16 protein-coding genes are annotated in these 15,317 nt (G+C 72.7%); 6 read left to right on the forward strand and 10 right to left on the reverse strand.

Annotation, left to right across the window (positions count from 1 at the left end; translation table 11 throughout):
* Positions 1 to 238: 238 nt before the first annotated feature.
* Complete coding sequence (locus AAFN69_RS18975) at positions 239 to 1,039, forward strand: enoyl-CoA hydratase-related protein (RefSeq protein WP_347729739.1); 801 nt, start codon at positions 239 to 241, stop codon at positions 1,037 to 1,039.
* A 153-nt stretch (positions 1,040 to 1,192) separates the two neighbouring features.
* On the opposite strand, the gene AAFN69_RS18980 is transcribed toward AAFN69_RS18975, so the two are convergent.
* On the reverse strand, positions 1,193 to 1,765 hold the full coding sequence (locus AAFN69_RS18980; protein ID WP_347729917.1) for a DNA-3-methyladenine glycosylase I: 573 nt from the start codon (positions 1,763 to 1,765) through the stop codon (positions 1,193 to 1,195).
* Between the two features lie 53 nt (positions 1,766 to 1,818).
* Positions 1,819 to 2,172, reverse strand: a complete 354-nt coding sequence (locus tag AAFN69_RS18985) for a DivIVA domain-containing protein (RefSeq protein ID WP_347729740.1) — start codon at positions 2,170 to 2,172, stop codon at positions 1,819 to 1,821.
* Positions 2,173 to 2,301: 129 nt separating this feature from the next.
* On the opposite strand from AAFN69_RS18985, the gene folP reads away from it, so the two are divergent.
* Positions 2,302 to 3,162: a dihydropteroate synthase gene (folP, locus tag AAFN69_RS18990; protein ID WP_347729741.1), complete on the forward strand. Its 861-nt coding sequence runs from the start codon at positions 2,302 to 2,304 to the stop codon at positions 3,160 to 3,162.
* A 90-nt stretch (positions 3,163 to 3,252) separates the two neighbouring features.
* On the opposite strand, the gene AAFN69_RS18995 is transcribed toward folP, so the two are convergent.
* Both AAFN69_RS18995 and dapE read right to left on the reverse strand, forming a co-directional pair.
* Entirely contained in the window at positions 3,253 to 4,008 is a 756-nt protein-coding gene (locus AAFN69_RS18995) for a TIGR00730 family Rossman fold protein (RefSeq protein ID WP_347729742.1), read from the reverse strand.
* Positions 4,009 to 4,078: 70 nt separating this feature from the next.
* On the reverse strand, positions 4,079 to 5,158 hold the full coding sequence (dapE, locus tag AAFN69_RS19000) for a succinyl-diaminopimelate desuccinylase (RefSeq protein ID WP_347729743.1): 1,080 nt from the start codon (positions 5,156 to 5,158) through the stop codon (positions 4,079 to 4,081).
* 323 nt (positions 5,159 to 5,481) lie between these two features.
* Between dapE and AAFN69_RS19005 the strand changes: the two genes are divergently transcribed.
* Both AAFN69_RS19005 and AAFN69_RS19010 read left to right on the forward strand, forming a co-directional pair.
* Positions 5,482 to 6,429 carry a hypothetical protein gene (locus tag AAFN69_RS19005; protein ID WP_347729744.1) on the forward strand — a complete coding sequence of 316 codons (948 nt, stop codon included), beginning with the start codon at positions 5,482 to 5,484 and terminating at the stop codon, positions 6,427 to 6,429.
* Positions 6,430 to 6,771: 342 nt separating this feature from the next.
* Positions 6,772 to 7,167 carry an ATP-binding protein gene (locus AAFN69_RS19010; RefSeq protein WP_347729745.1) on the forward strand — a complete coding sequence of 132 codons (396 nt, stop codon included), beginning with the start codon at positions 6,772 to 6,774 and terminating at the stop codon, positions 7,165 to 7,167.
* Positions 7,168 to 7,241: 74 nt separating this feature from the next.
* Here AAFN69_RS19010 and dapC read toward each other — a convergent pair whose 3' ends face one another.
* Positions 7,242 to 8,339: a succinyldiaminopimelate transaminase gene (gene dapC / locus AAFN69_RS19015; protein WP_347729746.1), complete on the reverse strand. Its 1,098-nt coding sequence runs from the start codon at positions 8,337 to 8,339 to the stop codon at positions 7,242 to 7,244.
* Between the two features lie 193 nt (positions 8,340 to 8,532).
* A complete protein-coding gene (gene fdxA / locus AAFN69_RS19020) occupies positions 8,533 to 8,850 on the reverse strand; it encodes a ferredoxin (protein WP_347729747.1) in 318 nt (105 codons plus the stop codon).
* Positions 8,851 to 8,963: 113 nt separating this feature from the next.
* On the opposite strand from fdxA, the gene AAFN69_RS19025 reads away from it, so the two are divergent.
* Positions 8,964 to 9,959 carry a GNAT family N-acetyltransferase gene (locus tag AAFN69_RS19025; RefSeq protein ID WP_347729748.1) on the forward strand — a complete coding sequence of 332 codons (996 nt, stop codon included), beginning with the start codon at positions 8,964 to 8,966 and terminating at the stop codon, positions 9,957 to 9,959.
* A gap of 76 nt (positions 9,960 to 10,035) precedes the next feature.
* Entirely contained in the window at positions 10,036 to 10,896 is an 861-nt protein-coding gene (locus tag AAFN69_RS19030) for a transglutaminase-like domain-containing protein (protein WP_347729749.1), read from the forward strand.
* A gap of 109 nt (positions 10,897 to 11,005) precedes the next feature.
* Here AAFN69_RS19030 and AAFN69_RS19035 read toward each other — a convergent pair whose 3' ends face one another.
* From AAFN69_RS19035 to AAFN69_RS19050, 4 genes are all read right to left on the reverse strand, one after another.
* On the reverse strand, positions 11,006 to 13,234 hold the full coding sequence (locus AAFN69_RS19035) for a hypothetical protein (RefSeq protein ID WP_347729750.1): 2,229 nt from the start codon (positions 13,232 to 13,234) through the stop codon (positions 11,006 to 11,008).
* Between the two features lie 234 nt (positions 13,235 to 13,468).
* Complete coding sequence (locus AAFN69_RS19040) at positions 13,469 to 13,879, reverse strand: DUF6113 family protein (RefSeq protein ID WP_347729751.1); 411 nt, start codon at positions 13,877 to 13,879, stop codon at positions 13,469 to 13,471.
* On the reverse strand, positions 13,876 to 14,808 hold the full coding sequence (gene mshB / locus AAFN69_RS19045) for an N-acetyl-1-D-myo-inositol-2-amino-2-deoxy-alpha-D-glucopyranoside deacetylase (protein WP_347729752.1): 933 nt from the start codon (positions 14,806 to 14,808) through the stop codon (positions 13,876 to 13,878). The genes AAFN69_RS19040 and mshB overlap by 4 nt, the downstream gene beginning before the upstream one ends.
* A gap of 182 nt (positions 14,809 to 14,990) precedes the next feature.
* Entirely contained in the window at positions 14,991 to 15,185 is a 195-nt protein-coding gene (locus AAFN69_RS19050) for a hypothetical protein (RefSeq protein WP_347729753.1), read from the reverse strand.
* Positions 15,186 to 15,317 lie beyond the last annotated feature (132 nt).

A 15,317-nucleotide genomic window follows, 5' to 3' on the forward strand; every position in this document is an offset into this window, starting at 1 on the left:
TCCAGGTCATTATCCCGCATGGCGGGACCCGATGACCAACATCGGTCGGCATCGCTTAGGCAACGCGCTCTCGCAAAACCACTCAATTCGGCGATCCGCCTGCGATACTTCGCCCCTTTCGCGTCCACCGGGCGGCACCGCCGCCGGTTTCAGGTTTGACGCAGGTCACACGTCCGTTCGCGTGGATCTCCGCCATGCTGGCCCGGAACACCATCGCCGAGCCGCAAAGGGGACCGACATGGCCGACTCCGTGCTGTACGAGGTGAGCGACGGCCTCGCGACGATCACCATCAATCGTCCCGAGGCCATGAACGCGCTGAACACGGCGGCCAAGGTCGCGCTCAGGGAGGCCGTACTGGCGGCCGGGGCGGACCCCGCCGTGCGGGCCGTGCTGCTCACCGCGACCGGCCGGGCCTTCTGTGTGGGCCAGGATCTCAAGGAGCACATGGATCAGCTCGCCGAGGACCGCGCGTCGGGCGCCGGTGTCACCATGAGCACGGTGCGTGAGCACTACAACCCGACGGTGCGGGCCCTGGCCGAGATGCCGAAGCCGGTCGTCGCCGGGGTCAACGGCGTCGCGGCGGGCGCCGGGCTCGGGCTGGCCCTCGCGGCCGACTACCGGGTGGTCGCCGACAGCGCCAAGTTCACCACGTCCTTCGCGGGTGTCGCGCTGACCGCGGACTCCGGGGTCTCCTGGACGCTGCCCCGGGTGGTCGGCCCCGGCCGCGCCGCCGATCTGCTGCTCTTCCCGCGCACCTTCTCGGCGCGGGAGGCCCACGACTGGGGCATCGCCGGCCGGCTGGTGCCCGCGGACGAACTGGCAGCGACGGCGGCGGAGGTGGCCCGCGCACTGGCGGACGGCCCGACGGTGGCCTATGCGGCGATCAAGGAATCGATCGCCTTCGGCGCCGGGCACTCACTCGCCGAGACGCTGGAGAATGAGGAGGAGCTCCAGGCCCGGGCCGGCTCCTCCGAGGACCACGCCATCGCGGTGGCGGCCTTCGTCGCGAAGGAGAAGCCGAGGTATCTCGGCCGGTAGGGAGCCCCTGCCCGGCCGGCTCCGGGCGCGGCACGACGGGGGCACGCGGCCGGCGTACGCGGACGGGGGCACGGGATGGCTGCACGCGGCGGGCCGGGCACGGAGCCGGCCGGGCGCCCGAACCCGCCCCCGGCGCCCGCCACCCCCGGACGCTCAGCGTCCGGCGCCCCGCGCCACACACCCCTCCAGATGGTCGTCGACCAGCCCGCATGCCTGCATCAGCGCATACGCCGTGGTGGGACCGATGAACCGCAGCCCCTTCCGCTTGAGCTCCTTGGCGAGGACCGTGGACTCATCGGTCACCGCGGGCACATCGGCGATGGTGCGGGGCACCGGCCGCTTCGCCGGGTCCGGGGCGTACGACCAGATCAGCCGGTCCAGCTCGCCGGCCGGCCAGCCGGCGATCAGCCGTGCGTTGGCCAGGGTCGCGTCGATCTTGGCGCGGTTGCGGATGATGCCCTCGTCCGCCAGCAGCCGGTCCCGGTCGGTGTCGGTGTACTCGGCGACCGTCGCGATCCGGAAGTCGCCGAAGGCCCGGCGGAAGCCCTCGCGGCGGCGGAGGATGGTGATCCAGGAGAGACCGGACTGGAACGCCTCCAGACAGAGCCGCTCGAAGAGCGCGTCGTCACCATGGACCGGGCGGCCCCATTCGTCGTCGTGGTAGGCGACGTAATCCTCGGTGGAGAGGCCCCAGGGACAGCGCTGTTCGCCGTCGGGACCCGCCAGGGTGCCGCCCGCGGCCTCCTCGGCGCCACCGCCCCCGCTGTCGCCGCTGTCGGTCACTGCCCCGGCTCCTCACCGTGCTTGGTGAACGGATCGGCTCCGCTCCCCGTCTCCGTCCGCGCCCCGGCCAGGGCCGATTCCAGCTCGGCGATCCGCTCGTCCCGCTCGGCGAGCTCGGCGGCGAGCCGGCCGAGCGCGTCGTCCACATCGGCCATCCGGTAGCCGCGCAGGGCCACCGGCAGCCGCAGCTCCTCGACATCGGCGCGGTTGACGGGACGGGTGATCGGCAGCGGGTCGACCAACTGCTCGGGCGCGGTCTCGGGCAGCGCGCCGCTGTCGCCGCCGCCGATCACGGCGAGCGTGACCGCTCCGACGACCACGACCATCGCGATCAGCAAGAACAAGAACACGAGCGACCCTCTTCCCGGCTCCCGGGTGCTCCCCGGACGGAAACTCTTCCCGGCTGATCGTGCCACGCCGGTGTGACAGTTAGGGTCGCAGCCGGACGATGCCGGACGACTGGAAGAGGAAAACCGCTGATGCTGCGGCTGGGACGGCGTGAATTCGCGGAGCACGAGCCGGTGATCATGGCGATCGTGAACCGTACGCCCGACTCGTTCTACGACCAGGGCGCCACCTTCCTCGACGAGCCCGCGCTCGCCCGGGTGGAACAGGCGGTGTCGGAGGGGGCCGCCATCATCGACATCGGCGGGGTGAAGGCCGGTCCGGGGGAGGAGGTCACGGCCGGCGAGGAGGCCCGGCGCACGGTCGGTTTCGTGGCCGAGGTGCGCAAGCGCTTCCCCGATGTGGTGATCAGTGTGGACACCTGGCGGCACGAGGTGGGAGAGGCGGTCTGCGAGGCGGGCGCGGATCTGCTGAACGACGCGTGGGGCGGGGTCGACCCCCGGCTCGCGGAGGTCGCCGCGCGGTACGGAGCCGGTCTGGTGTGCACCCATGCCGGAGGGGCCGAGCCGCGCACCCGGCCGCACCGGATCGCCTACGACGACGTGGTGGAGGACATTCTCCGGGTGACGCTGGGCCTGGCCGAGCGTGCGGTGGAGCTGGGCGTGCGGCGGGACGCGATCATGATCGATCCCGGCCATGACTTCGGCAAGAACACCCGGCACTCGCTGGAGGCGACCCGGCGGCTCGGCGAGCTGGCGGAGACGGGGTGGCCGGTGCTGGTCTCGCTCTCGAACAAGGATTTCGTCGGGGAGACGCTGGACCGTCCGGTGAGGGAACGGGTGATCGGGACCCTGGCGACGACCGCGGTGTCGGCCTGGCTGGGCGCCCGGGTCTACCGGGTGCACGAGGTGGCGGAGACCCGTCAGGTGCTGGACATGGTGGCGTCGATCGCGGGCCACCGGGCCCCGGCGGTGGCCCGCCGCGGCCTGGCCTGAGCCCGCCGCCCGGGGCGGCAGCCCTGCCCGGGCGCGGATCCCCTGCCGGGGACCCCCGGGTGCGGTGAGGCCCCGCACCCGGGCGCTCCGTCAGTCCTGGTGCCCGGTCTCCTTGGTGACCAGGGAGACCGCCTCGTCGACATCGTCCGTGACATGGAAGAGCAGCAGATCCCGCTCCGACGCCTTGCCCTGCGCGACGACCGTGTTCCGCAGCCAGTCGACCAGCGGGCCCCAGTACTCCGTGCCGAAGAGGACGATGGGGAACTTCGTCACCTTGCCCGTCTGGACCAGGGTCAGCGCCTCGAAGAGCTCGTCCAGGGTGCCCATGCCGCCGGGCAGCACCACAAATCCCTGGGCATACTTCACAAACATCATCTTTCGGACAAAGAAGTAACGGAAGTTCACCCCGATGTCGACATGCTGATTGAGGCCCTGCTCGAAGGGGAGCTCGATACCGAGTCCCACCGAGATGCCGTTCGCCTCGCGGGCGCCCCGGTTGGCCGCCTCCATCGCACCCGGACCGCCGCCGGTGATCACCGCGAAGCCGGCCTCGACCAGCGCCGTGCCGAGACGGATGCCCGCCTCGTACTCCGGGGTGCCGGGCGCGGTGCGGGCGGAGCCGAAGACACTGATGGCGCTCGGGAGTTCGGCGAGCGCGCCGAAGCCCTCCACGAACTCCGACTGGATGCGCATGACCCGCCAGGGGTCGGTGTGCACCCACTCGGAGTCGCCCTCGGTGTCGAGCAGCCGCTGGTCCGTGGTGCCGGGCTCCACCTGTTCCCTGCGCCGCAGCACCGGACCCTGCCGCCGCTCCTCGAACGCCCGTGAACCCTCGGGGTTGCCCATGACCTGCTCCCTCCACCGAACATCGTTGCCGCAGCCAGGGTAGGTCCGGGGAGGCGACAAGCGGGGAAACTCAGGACGTCAGCCACTCCCTGAGCCGGTTCTCACAGTGCGTGATCTTCGCCACGGCCACATGCTCGTCCCGCTTGTGGGCGAAGAGCGGGTCCGCGGGGCCGTAATTGACCGCGGGCACCCCGAGGGCGCTGAAGCGGGACACATCGGTCCAGCCGAACTTGGGCCGCGCGGTCCCCCCGACGGCCTGCATGAACGCCTCGGCGGCCGGGTGGGAGAGTCCGGGCAGCGCGCCGGGCGAGTGGTCGTCGACCACGAATTCGGCGACCCCGCACCCCGCGAAGACCTCGCGCACATGGGCGACGGCCTCCTCCTCGCCGCGGTCCGGCGCGTAGCGGTAGTTGACGACGACCGTGCAGGCGTCGGGGATGACATTGCCGGCCACCCCGCCCTCGATCCGCACCGCGTTGAGGCCCTCGCGGTATTCGAGGCCGTCGATCACCGGCCGCCGCGGCTCGTACGCCGCGAGCCTGGCCAGGATGGGCGCGGCGGCGTGGATCGCGTTCGACCCCATCCAGCTCCGCGCGGAGTGCGCCCGCTCGCCCCCGGTGCGGAGATGGACGCGCAGGGTGCCCTGGCAGCCGCCCTCGACCTCGGCGTCGGAGGGTTCGAGGAGTACGGCGAAATCGCCCGCGAGCCATTCGGGGTGGGCCTCGGCGACCTTCCCCAGCCCGTTGAGGTGGGAGGCCACCTCCTCGTTGTCGTAGAAGATGAAGGTGATGTCCCGGTTGGGCTCGGGGACGGTGGCGGCGATCCGGAGCTGGATCGCGACGCCCGACTTCATGTCGCTGGTGCCGCAGCCCCACAGGATGCCGTTCTCGTCCAGCCGGGAGGGCAGGTTCCCGGCGATGGGGACGGTGTCGATGTGCCCGGCGAGGACGACCCGCTCGGACCGGCCGAGCCGGGTCCGGGCGACGATGTTGTTGCCGAGCCGGTCGACGGTGAGGTGCGGCAGGGCGCGCAGCGCGGTTTCGACAGCGTCCGCGAGGGGCTTCTCCGTGCCGCTGACCGAGGGAATGTCGACCAGGGCCGCGGTGAGCCCGGGGCCGTCGAGGGTGAGATCGAGTGCGGTGTGGGGCATGGCGACGACCCTAGCGCGGCCGGCGGGAAGCGGGTCCGGGACCTGTGGGCCGGTACGCGAACCCCTCCCCGAGCCCCTCCCGGAACCTCTCCGCGAACCCCTCCCGGAACCTCCCCGCGCCCCGGTGCGCGGCGCACTCCGCCCGCCGCTCCGCGGGCACTTCGGTGAATCCTTCCGGGTGCCTTTCGCCGGGACCGCGACGAGCCGCGCCGGACCCTCCCCGGCGCCCCCTCCGGCCCCCGGGGCGTCCTGGGCCCCGGTACGGACCCCGGCGGTACACGGCCGGGCGAAAGTGGCCGAATACCCTCCAGTACGGTGGTGCCGTGCCCGAGAACGCCTCCCCCACCCGGCGCAGCCGCTCCCTCCGTCGTGCGACGGGGGCCGCCGTGCTGCTCACGCTGGCCGGCTATGTCGGGGTGCAGCACATCACCGACCGCGGCGCCCCGCACTGTGTCGTCCGGGCCGGCGCGGGCACGGGCGGGCCGAGTTACGCGCTGAGCACCGAGCAGGCCGCCAACGCGGCCACCATCGCCGCCGTGGGCACCACCCGCGGAATGCCCGAACGCGCCGTCACCATCGCGCTGGCGACCGCGCTCCAGGAGTCCTCGCTGCGCAATATCAGCCATGGCGACCGGGATTCCCTGGGACTCTTCCAGCAGCGGCCCTCCAAGGGCTGGGGCACCACCGCCCAGATCCTCGACCCCGTCTACTCGGCCGGGATCTTCTACGACCGGCTCGCCGAGGTCCCCGGCTATTCGCGACTGCCGCTGACCGAGGCCGCCCAGCGGGTCCAGCGGAGCGGTTTCCCGCAGGCGTACGCCAAGCACGAGACGAATTCGGCCCTGCTCGCCGCCGCGCTGACCGGCCGGGCCGGTGCCGCCCTGACCTGCGTACCGGACGGCAACGCGGGCCCCGGGAACCCGGACCGGGTACGGGCCGAGCTGGTGCGCGCCTTCGGGCCGGGGGTGCTTCCCGGCCGGGCCGGCGCCGCGGGTTCACCGGCGGCGCGGGAGTTCACCGTGCCGGTGTCCTCGGCGAGGACCGGCAAGAGCCCGGACGAGGCCGGGAAGCGCGGCCGGCAGCTGGCGCACTGGGCGATGGCCCGGGCGGACGGGCTCCGGATCGACGAGATCTCGTACGGCGACCGGATCTGGAGCGCGGACCGGACCGGGGAGGGCTGGCGGAAGTCCGCCGGCGCCCGGCCGGCCGGCGGCGCCGAGCGCGACCCCGCGGGCTCCGCTCCGGTCGTACAGCTGCGCATCGCACACTGATCCGCCCCTTCCCCCGTACGGGGCGAACCGGCGCTCCGCTCCCCCGCCGCGGGCACTCCCGCGCGCCGGCCCGCCGGACGGCCGCCGGATCCCTTGCGCCACAAGGGAAGTGACGCTTCGGCGACCCACCACCCAATTGGGCGCTTTGCCCGCCTTTGCGTGGATAGGATAATGCGACGCATTGCCCATTCTTTGCCTTGGGGCACCGCAACTTCTCCCGCCCCCCGAGCGGTTGTCACTGCGTCCGATCACACGGACCGGCTCCTTCCGGAAAGCCGGACCCCTGTCGGCCGTGACCGGACGTCAGTGAAACTCTCCGCATCTCTCGCCCCAAGGAGCATCATGTCCCTCCCCCTGACCCGTCGGATCGCCCGTGCCGCGCTGCTCATCGCGGCGGGAGCAGCCCCCGTGGTCGGCGCGGCCGGCTCCGCGAGCGCGGTGGACCTCGCACCGGTCAACCCGGTCGGCAGCGTGAGCGCCGTCGAGGCCGACGCCCTCGGCGGGACCGTCGAGGCCGCCGGCGGCCAGGCCGCCGGTCTCGCGGGCAAGACCATCGGCGAGGCCGGCCGCGCCGCCGCGCCGGCCGCCCGGCAGGTGGCCGGTGAGACCGCCGGAGCCGCGGTGGGCACCGTCGGCGAGACCGCGGGGAAGGCCGTCGAGACCCTGCCCGCCGGTGAACTGACCGCGGGCGAGGTGACCCCCGGCGAGCTGCCGCTCGCCATCAGCCCGCTCAGCTGACCGCCGAACACCGAAGGGGCTCCGGGAGATCACTCCCGGAGCCCCTTCGCATGTCCTCGGCCGGCCGTACGGGCTCAGCCGCCCAGCCGCTTGACCGCCGCCGCCACCCGTTCGTCGGTCGCCGTGAAGGCGACCCGGACGAAGCGCTCGCCGGCCGGTCCGTAGAAATCACCGGGCGCGACCAGAATGCCCAGCTCCGCCAGGTGCGCCACCGTCTCCCAGCACGGCTCGTCGCGCGTCGCCCAGAGATAGAGGCTCGCCTCGCTGTGCTCGATCCGGAAGCCGTGCCCCTCCAGCGCGGCCCGCAGCACCGCCCGCCGGGCCGCGTACCGCGCCCGCTGCTCCGCCACATGGGCGTCGTCGCCCAGCGCGGCGACCGTCGCGGCCTGCACCGGCGCCGGGGTCATCATGCCGCCGTGCTTGCGGATGAGCAGCAGTTCGGCCAGCACCCGCTCGTCACCGGCGATGAAGGCGGCGCGGTAGCCGGCCAGGTTGGAGCGCTTGGAGAGGGAGTGGACGGCGACGATGCCCTCGTACGTACCGCCGCAGACGTCCGGGTGGAGCACGGAGACCGGTTCGGCCTCCCAGCCCAGCTCCAGATAGCACTCGTCGCTGAAGAGCAGCACACCGTGCTCGCGCGCCCAGGCGACGGTGCGGGTCAGTTCGTCCTGGGACAGGACGCGGCCGGTCGGGTTGGACGGCGAGTTGAGCCAGAGCAGCTTCAGCCCGGCCGGGTCCAGCTCCGCCGGATCGTCGTAGTCGACCGGGGTCGCGCCGCAGAGCCGCGCGCCGACCTCGTAGGTCGGGTAGGCGAGGCGGGGATACGCGACCCGGTCGCCGGGGCCGAGGCCGAGCTGGGTGGGCAGCCAGGCGACCAGCTCCTTGGAGCCGACCACCGGCAGTACGTTCGCGTCGGTGACACCGGTCGCGCCGAGCCGCCGCTCCACCCAGCCGGTGAGCGCGCCCCGCAGGGCCGGTGTCCCCCACACGGTGGGATAGCCGGGCGAGTCCGCGGCCTCGATCAGAGCGGTGCGGATGAGCTCGGGGACCGGATCGACCGGGGTTCCGACGGAGAGGTCCACGATGCCGTCGGAGTGCGCCGCGGCCCGCTCCTTGTACGGCACCAGCCTGTCCCAGGGAAAGACGGGGAGGCGGGAAGAGACTGCGGACAAGGGCTTTCTCTTTCTCGTACCAGTTCGTACCGGTTCGAAAATATCCTTACCGGTTCGTACCGAATTGCACTTACGGGTATGACTCGGTCCCGTACGGACGACGACCGTACGGGACCGGAGGGCCCACGGGCCCGCCTGCCAGGGCCTCTCTCTCGGATCTCGCTGGGGCCCAGCCCGATCCGAAAGAAGGCCCCTAACCCTGCGGCGGCAGCGAGGCGATGAAGGGGTGATCGCGCTCGATCAGGCCGAGCTTGGAGGCGCCACCGGGCGAACCGAGCTCATCGAAGAACTCGACATTCGCCTTGTAGTAGTCCTTCCACTCCTCCGGAGTGTCGTCCTCGTAGAAGATCGCCTCGACCGGGCACACCGGCTCACAGGCCCCGCAGTCGACGCATTCGTCCGGATGGATGTACAAGGACCGGCTGCCCTCGTAGATGCAGTCGACGGGGCACTCCTCGATGCATGCCTTGTCCTTGACGTCGACACAAGGCTGCGCGATGACGTAGGTCACGCTGTCGTTCCTCCTCGGTAGGGCTGGCTTGCGCGGGAGCGCGGCGTCGTCGATGCCCGCATCTAGTATCTCCGTTCCTGGGGACGTTCCGAACAAGAGGGGCTCACGGAACAGTGGAATTCACTGGCAGTGGACGGCTCGAAGTCCGCATTACACCCGCTGACGTGGGCAAACGGGTATCAATCAGACGCCTCGTCGACCCCGCCGCGGCGGGCGGGCGGTTCAGCGACACCGTGGGCGTTCTCATATCGTGGGACGGCGGTGTGCTGGTGATCACACGGCGTACGGGTGACACCGTGCGGATTCCCGAGTCCGAGCTGGTGGCGGGGAAGGTCGTCCCCGCCGCGCCCGCCCGGCGGCGCGGCCCGGCCACCGACTTCAGGGAGCTGTCCCGGGTGACCGCGCGCGCCTGGCAGCCGGTGGAGAGCGAGCGGCTCGGCGAGTGGGAGCTGCGGGCGTCCGCCGGATTCACCCGGCGCGCCAATTCCGTGCTCGCCGCGGGCGATCCCGGACTGCCCCTGGACGAGGCGCTGGCCCGGGCGGTCGAGTGGTACGCGGCCCGCGGACTGACACCGAGGCTCCAGGTGGCCACCGGGGCGGAGGGGACACAGGAGTACCTCTGCCCGGAGCTGGAGGCGCGCGGCTGGGTCCGCGAGGTCTCGGCCGAGGTGCGGATCGCGGGGCTCGCGCCCCTCGCCGACCTGGACGCGGACGCGGAACGGGTCCGGCTGACGCGTTCCTTCGACGAACCGTGGCTGCGGCGCTATCAGCGGTCCGGCGAGGCCGGGGCGCATGTGCTGAAGGTGCTGGGCAGCGGCCCCTCCGTGTGGTTCGCCTCGGTGCCGGGGGCGGGTGAGGTGCCCGCCGCGATCGGACGGTGTGTGATCGACGGACGGTGGGCCGGATTCATGGCGGTGGAGGTCGACCCGGCCCACCGCCGCCAGGGTCTGGGCACCGCGGTGATGGCCGCACTCGCCGCCAGGGCGCTGGAGGAGGGGGCCTCCGCCGCCTGGCTTCAGGTCGAGTCGGACAATGAAGGGGCACGGGCGCTGTACTCCGGTATGGGCTTCGCCACCCAGCACGCCTACCACCACTACCGGTCCGCCTAGCCGGGCCGGGGCGGCCGGCCGGGGGTGCGTGGCGCCGACAGGGTACGGGGCACGGACAGACGGGTACGAGTGGCAGATGCACGACGATGACGCCTTGACCGACGAAGACGCCGACGACCACCGGGGCCGGTTCGCCGCGGAGGCCCGCTCGGAGCGGCCGGATCTCTCCCTGCTCTGCCTGCTGATGAGCGCGGTGGCGGATCCCTCACTGGGCTCGGCCGGCGTGGACGCGGACCAGATCGAACTGGACCGGCTCGCCGGGCAACTGCCCTACGGCCCGAAGGATCCGCTGGGCTGGGCGAACGCCCTGGCCGGGCTCCTCGGTGAGCGCCACGGCTTCCACGGCTCCCCCACCGACTATCAGCGGCTGGAGTCCTCCCTCCTGCACGAGGTGCTGCGGCGGCGGCGCGGTCTGCCGATCCTGCTCTCCGTGGTCTGGATCGAGGTCGCCCGGCGGGCGGGGGCGCCGGTGTACGGGGTGGCGCTGCCGGGCCACTTCGTGGTCGGCTTCGGCGACCCGGAGGACCCGGCCGGACAGGTGCTGGCCGATCCGTTCGCGGGCGGCCGGGTCCTGACCGGGGGCGAGGCGGAGGTGATGGTGCGCGGGGCGACGGGCGCGCCGCTGGATCCCTCGATGCTGACTCCGGCCGACCCGGTCGATGTGGTGGTGCGCGTCCTGAACAACATCCGCGCCTGGGCGGCGGCGCGCCGGGAGCAGTCGGCGGTCGGCCTGTGGGCGATCGAGCTCTCCCTGCTGCTGCCCTCCCACCCGGCGCGGCTCCGCTACGAGCGGGCGCAACTGCTGATCCAGCGCGGTGACTTCCTGCGGGGGGCGCGGGATCTGGAGGCGTACGCGGAGATCGTGGCGGCGGTGGAGCCGTCGACCGCGGAGACCCTCCGGGGGCGGGCCCGGGCGGCCCGGGCGATGCTGAACTGACGCCGCGCCGCCGGGACCCCGGCGGTGCGGGCGGTGCGGCGCATGAACGAGCGATGCCCGGTCCACCCTCACGGGGGACCGGGCATCGCGCGGTGTTGACGCCGCCGGATCAGCCGGGGTCGAGATCCATCACCAGGGTGCGCTCCTGCGGGGTCTTGCCGCGCAGCAGGGGGCCCATCGCCTGGGCGATGTCGTCCGGGCCGAGCTGGTGCTTGTTGCCGTCGCCCTTGGTGATCATGACACCGGTGAAGGTGCCGCCGATCAGCTCCTCGATGGCCTTCTTGTCGTAGACCTCGACGAGCTTTCCGTTGATCGCCTTCATGGAGAGAATCCTCGGCAGCGACTTGGCCGGACCGAACTGAATCGGCGTGCCGCCCGCCTGGATCGTGATCAGGCCGGACATCGCGGGCTCCGCGAACTCCTTCATCGCCCGGTCGATCTCGGCCTGTCCCACCGTGGGCTCCACGGCGGCCACCGGCAGCTCGACCACATTGGGGCGGCCGGTCTCGACCTGGGCGCGGAAGGCGTCCTTCACCGAGATCATGGAACGGGCGACATCGAGCGACTTGCCGGGCTTGCCCGGCACGGCGATGACCTTGTTGGGCTCGAAGCGGATGGTGCCCTCGACCGCCGAACCCGACTGTCCCGCGAGATCCTTGAGCGCGACGCCGAGCTTCTCCTCGTCGACCGGGATCTCCGGCTCCACGACCCGCTCGCCGCCGAAGAGGGAGCCGATCACGGAGACCGGGTTGTAGTCGCTGCCCGCCGCCTTGCGGACGGTGGCCTGGCTGTCGAGCACCAGCCCGGCCTTGTCCGGCGCGAGCTGCTCCTTCTTGCCGCCGACGGTCAGCTGGAGCGGGGTGGCGGCCCGCTTGCCGAGCGCCTTCTCCAGCTTGACGACGGCCTGTTCCTTGGTGCCGCCGCCGATGTTGACGCCGAGGACCATGGTGCTCTTGGGGACCTCGGAGTGGTTCAGCAGCAGCCCGGCGCCGTAGGCGATGCCGCCCAGCACGACCACCGCGACACCGGCGAGAACCAGCTTGGAGCGGCCCTTCCTGGCCGGCGGCGGGGCCGGGCGGGAGGCGGGGGCGGGGGCCGGTGCAGGTTCCGCTTTCGCCGCGCCGGGGTGGGCGGGGCCGGCGGGGAAGGCCGCGGTCTCGGGACCGCCGGGGCCGCCCTGCGAGGGAAAGGCCGGGCGGTGCTCGGCCGGAACCACCGGGATGCCGCTGGTGAGAGTGGAACCGGAGACGTTCCCTCCGGAACCGTCGGCGGCCCGCTCGGCGGCGGAGAGCTGCGGGGTCAGTACGGCGGTGTCGTCGAACCGCCGGGGAGCGGCCGGTGCCGGGGCCTCCGCCTGGCCGGCGAGTCCGGCGGTGAGACCACCGGGCACACCGCCCGAGTAGCCGTTCCGCGCGGGCAGCTCGGGACGGGGACCGGCGCCGGCCGGGGATCCCTGCGGAGCGCCCTGGCCGCCGCCCGCGGGGGCGGGGGCCGCCGAGGGCCCGCGTTCGCCGCCCTGGCGCGGCAGGACCGGCATGGTGCCCGTGGCGGGGCCCGAGGTGGCCCCGGACGGGCCGCCCCGGGGGGCGCCCCCGCCCTGCGGCGCGTAGCCGTTGGGCGCGGCGGGGGCCGGCGGGCCGGTCTCCCCCGCCAGATCGCTCAGCGCGCTGTGCGGCCGGCCGCCGGGGCCGTCCGGCCGGTCGGTCTCGGAGAAGTACGGCTGTCCGGGCGCACCGGCGGTCCCGGCGTACGGTCCGCTTCCGTCGGCGCCGCCCATGGGGGCGGGGATGCCCGCGCCGTCGGTCCCGTCGCCCGGGGAAGGGATGCCCGCCCCCTGCGTACCGCCCGCCGGGGAGGGGATGCCCGCGCCGTTCGTGGAGCCCCTGCGGGGGGCGAACCAGTCGCTGGACGGGGGCTTCTCACCCGGCTGCGCGGCGGTGCCCGGTTCCGGGCCCGGACCGGCGGCCGGCTCGCCGCCCAGCACCGGCATCGCGGCCGTGCGCTCCGCGTCCGCCTCGGCGGCGGGCGCGCCCGGCGGCTGCGGCGACGGGTCCACGTCGTTCATGGGTTTGCGCATGACCACCGGCGGGATCGGCCTCGATCCCGGGATGTTGATACGGATACGCGTGGTCAGCGTCGTCTCGGTCTTGGGCTCGGATCCGTCCGGCTTCGGCGCACGGGCACCGCCCTCGCCGTCCGCCGCCGCTCCGTCGGGAGCGTCCTGCGCCGGATGCGGTGACGGGTACTGGCGGGATCCGTACGGCGGCGTCCCCGAGGGGTACGCGGCGCCACCGCGCCCCTGGGGCCCGGAGGACGAACTGTCAGTTTCACGGCTCAAAGCAGGTTCTCCCGGTTGGCTTCGCCGCCCGTTTCTTACTGGATGGCTACTGCTGTGGGCGGCTCGGCGGCGCGCACCACCATACTTGCCGCCGCGGACACGCATTCCGCGACTGGGCGAAGCTCACTCCGCCGACCGTACGGGGACGGCCGGTTCGGGTGGCGCGCTCTGCGTGGCGACCCACCCTAGGGTGCCCGGGGAACCCGTCACTCGTCAGGGGTCCCGTGTCGTCTCTCATCCCTCAAGTCGGCCGGTGCGGTCGCCCGGTTGCGCGGGCCGCCCCAAGGTGGCACACATCACAGCGATGGCCATGCCGCCGACCATGAAGGCGAGCGGCCCGACACCGGCGGAGAAGAGCCCGTCGCCCTCCGGCCGTCCGGAGCTCAGCAGCAGAATGGCGATCAGCCAGCCGGCCCCGGCGGCGGCCACACCGAGCTGGGTGCCGGTGGCCCGGGAGGAACCGAGGAAGAGCCCCGCCGATCCGAGCAGCGCCAGCAGCAACCCGCCCGGGAACCAGGCGTCCTGGACGAGCGAGCCCGCCGTGCCGACCACGGCGCCGAGAACGGCCAGCCCGAGATGAGCGGCGATCCTGCCGGGTCTCACGGGGCCGGTGAGCCGGGCACCGGGGACGCCCCGGCCGCTCATCCGGCTTCTCCCGCCGCCGGGGCCCCGGCGATTCCGGCGATTCCGGCGATTCCGGCGAACAGATCCTGCTCGCGTTCACCGGCGGGGGCGCCCGGAGTGCCCTGGACGAGCTGGTAGTACTCGGTGGTGAAGATCGGCTGGCCCAGATGGTTGGAGAGGGCGAAGTACGAACCCGCCACGGAGATTTGGGTGGCATGGGCGCGCATCGCCGCCGTCTTGCGGCCGGCCTGCGCGGTGCCGTCGATCTCGGTGGTGATCTCCGTGTCGTCCACCACACCGGGGATGTCGCCGAGCGCGGCGATTCCGGGGAAGGCGGTGCCGGCCTCGGCCCGGAGCCGGGCGAAGCCCTCCTCGGCGGCCGAGCGGGGCACCCGGGTCCAGTAGATCTTGGCGATGGTGTGCGGTTCGCCCAGGTCCCGGCGGAAGGCCCGCTCGGCGGCGAGCTCGGCGGCGCGCGTGGCGACCCGGTGGGCCTGGATGTGATCGGGGTGTCCGTACCCCCCGTCGGGGTCGTAGGTCACCAGCACCTGCGGGCGGACCTCGCGGATGATCTCGACGAGATACGCGGCGGCGGCATCGACGGGGGTCTGCCAGAACGCGTCCTCGCGGTGGTTCTGCGCGACGCCCATCATTCCGGAGTCGTGGAAGCGCCCGGGACCGCCGAGGAAGCGGTGGTCGGTGACGCCGAGCTCCTTCATGGCCTCGGTGAGCTCACCGATCCGGTGCGGACCGAGCCGGTCATCGCGGTCGGCGGTGAGATGGGCGAGATGGGCCGGAATGACCTCGCCCTCTTCTCCGAGGGTGCAGGTCACCAGGGTGACCCGCACGCCCTCGCCGGCGTACAGCGCCATCGTGGCGCCATTGGTGATCGACTCGTCGTCCGGGTGCGCATGCACCAGGAGCAGACGACGGGCGGAAAGATCCTTCATGAGGACAGCCTACGAGGCATGCCCGCATCACGGCGGGAGTAACCGGCAAGCACACGATCATCCGGGCCCGGGGTCGTCGCCCATCGGGGCTGTCACGACGCCGGCCGGTGCGCCGTGACGCGGCACGTCCGGCGCCGTGCCGGTCCCGCCGGCCCGCCGGCCGTCTCGTCATCCGGAAGTGATCAGAACTTGAAGTCTCCGATCATTCCGGCCACGTTCGAGGTCAGGTCGGAAATCGTCGGGGCGATCGACGAGCTCGCCAGATAGAACCCGAGCAACATACAGATCACCGCGTGCCCGCCCTTCAGTCCGGACTTCCGGATCAGCAGGAAGACGACGATCGCCAGCAGCAGCACCACCGAGATGGAGAGTGCCACGGCGGTTCACCTCCACACATATTCGGTCGGGACGGGCAGCTTGCGTGTGACAGATGGTTCCTACCCACCTTGCGCTACGGATCATAACTATCCGTGCGAACGCATCGATCGGTGCACGGCAGCACACGGGGG

This window comes from Streptomyces sp. CAU 1734 (genome assembly GCF_039888735.1).
Classification (GTDB): domain Bacteria; phylum Actinomycetota; class Actinomycetes; order Streptomycetales; family Streptomycetaceae; genus Streptomyces.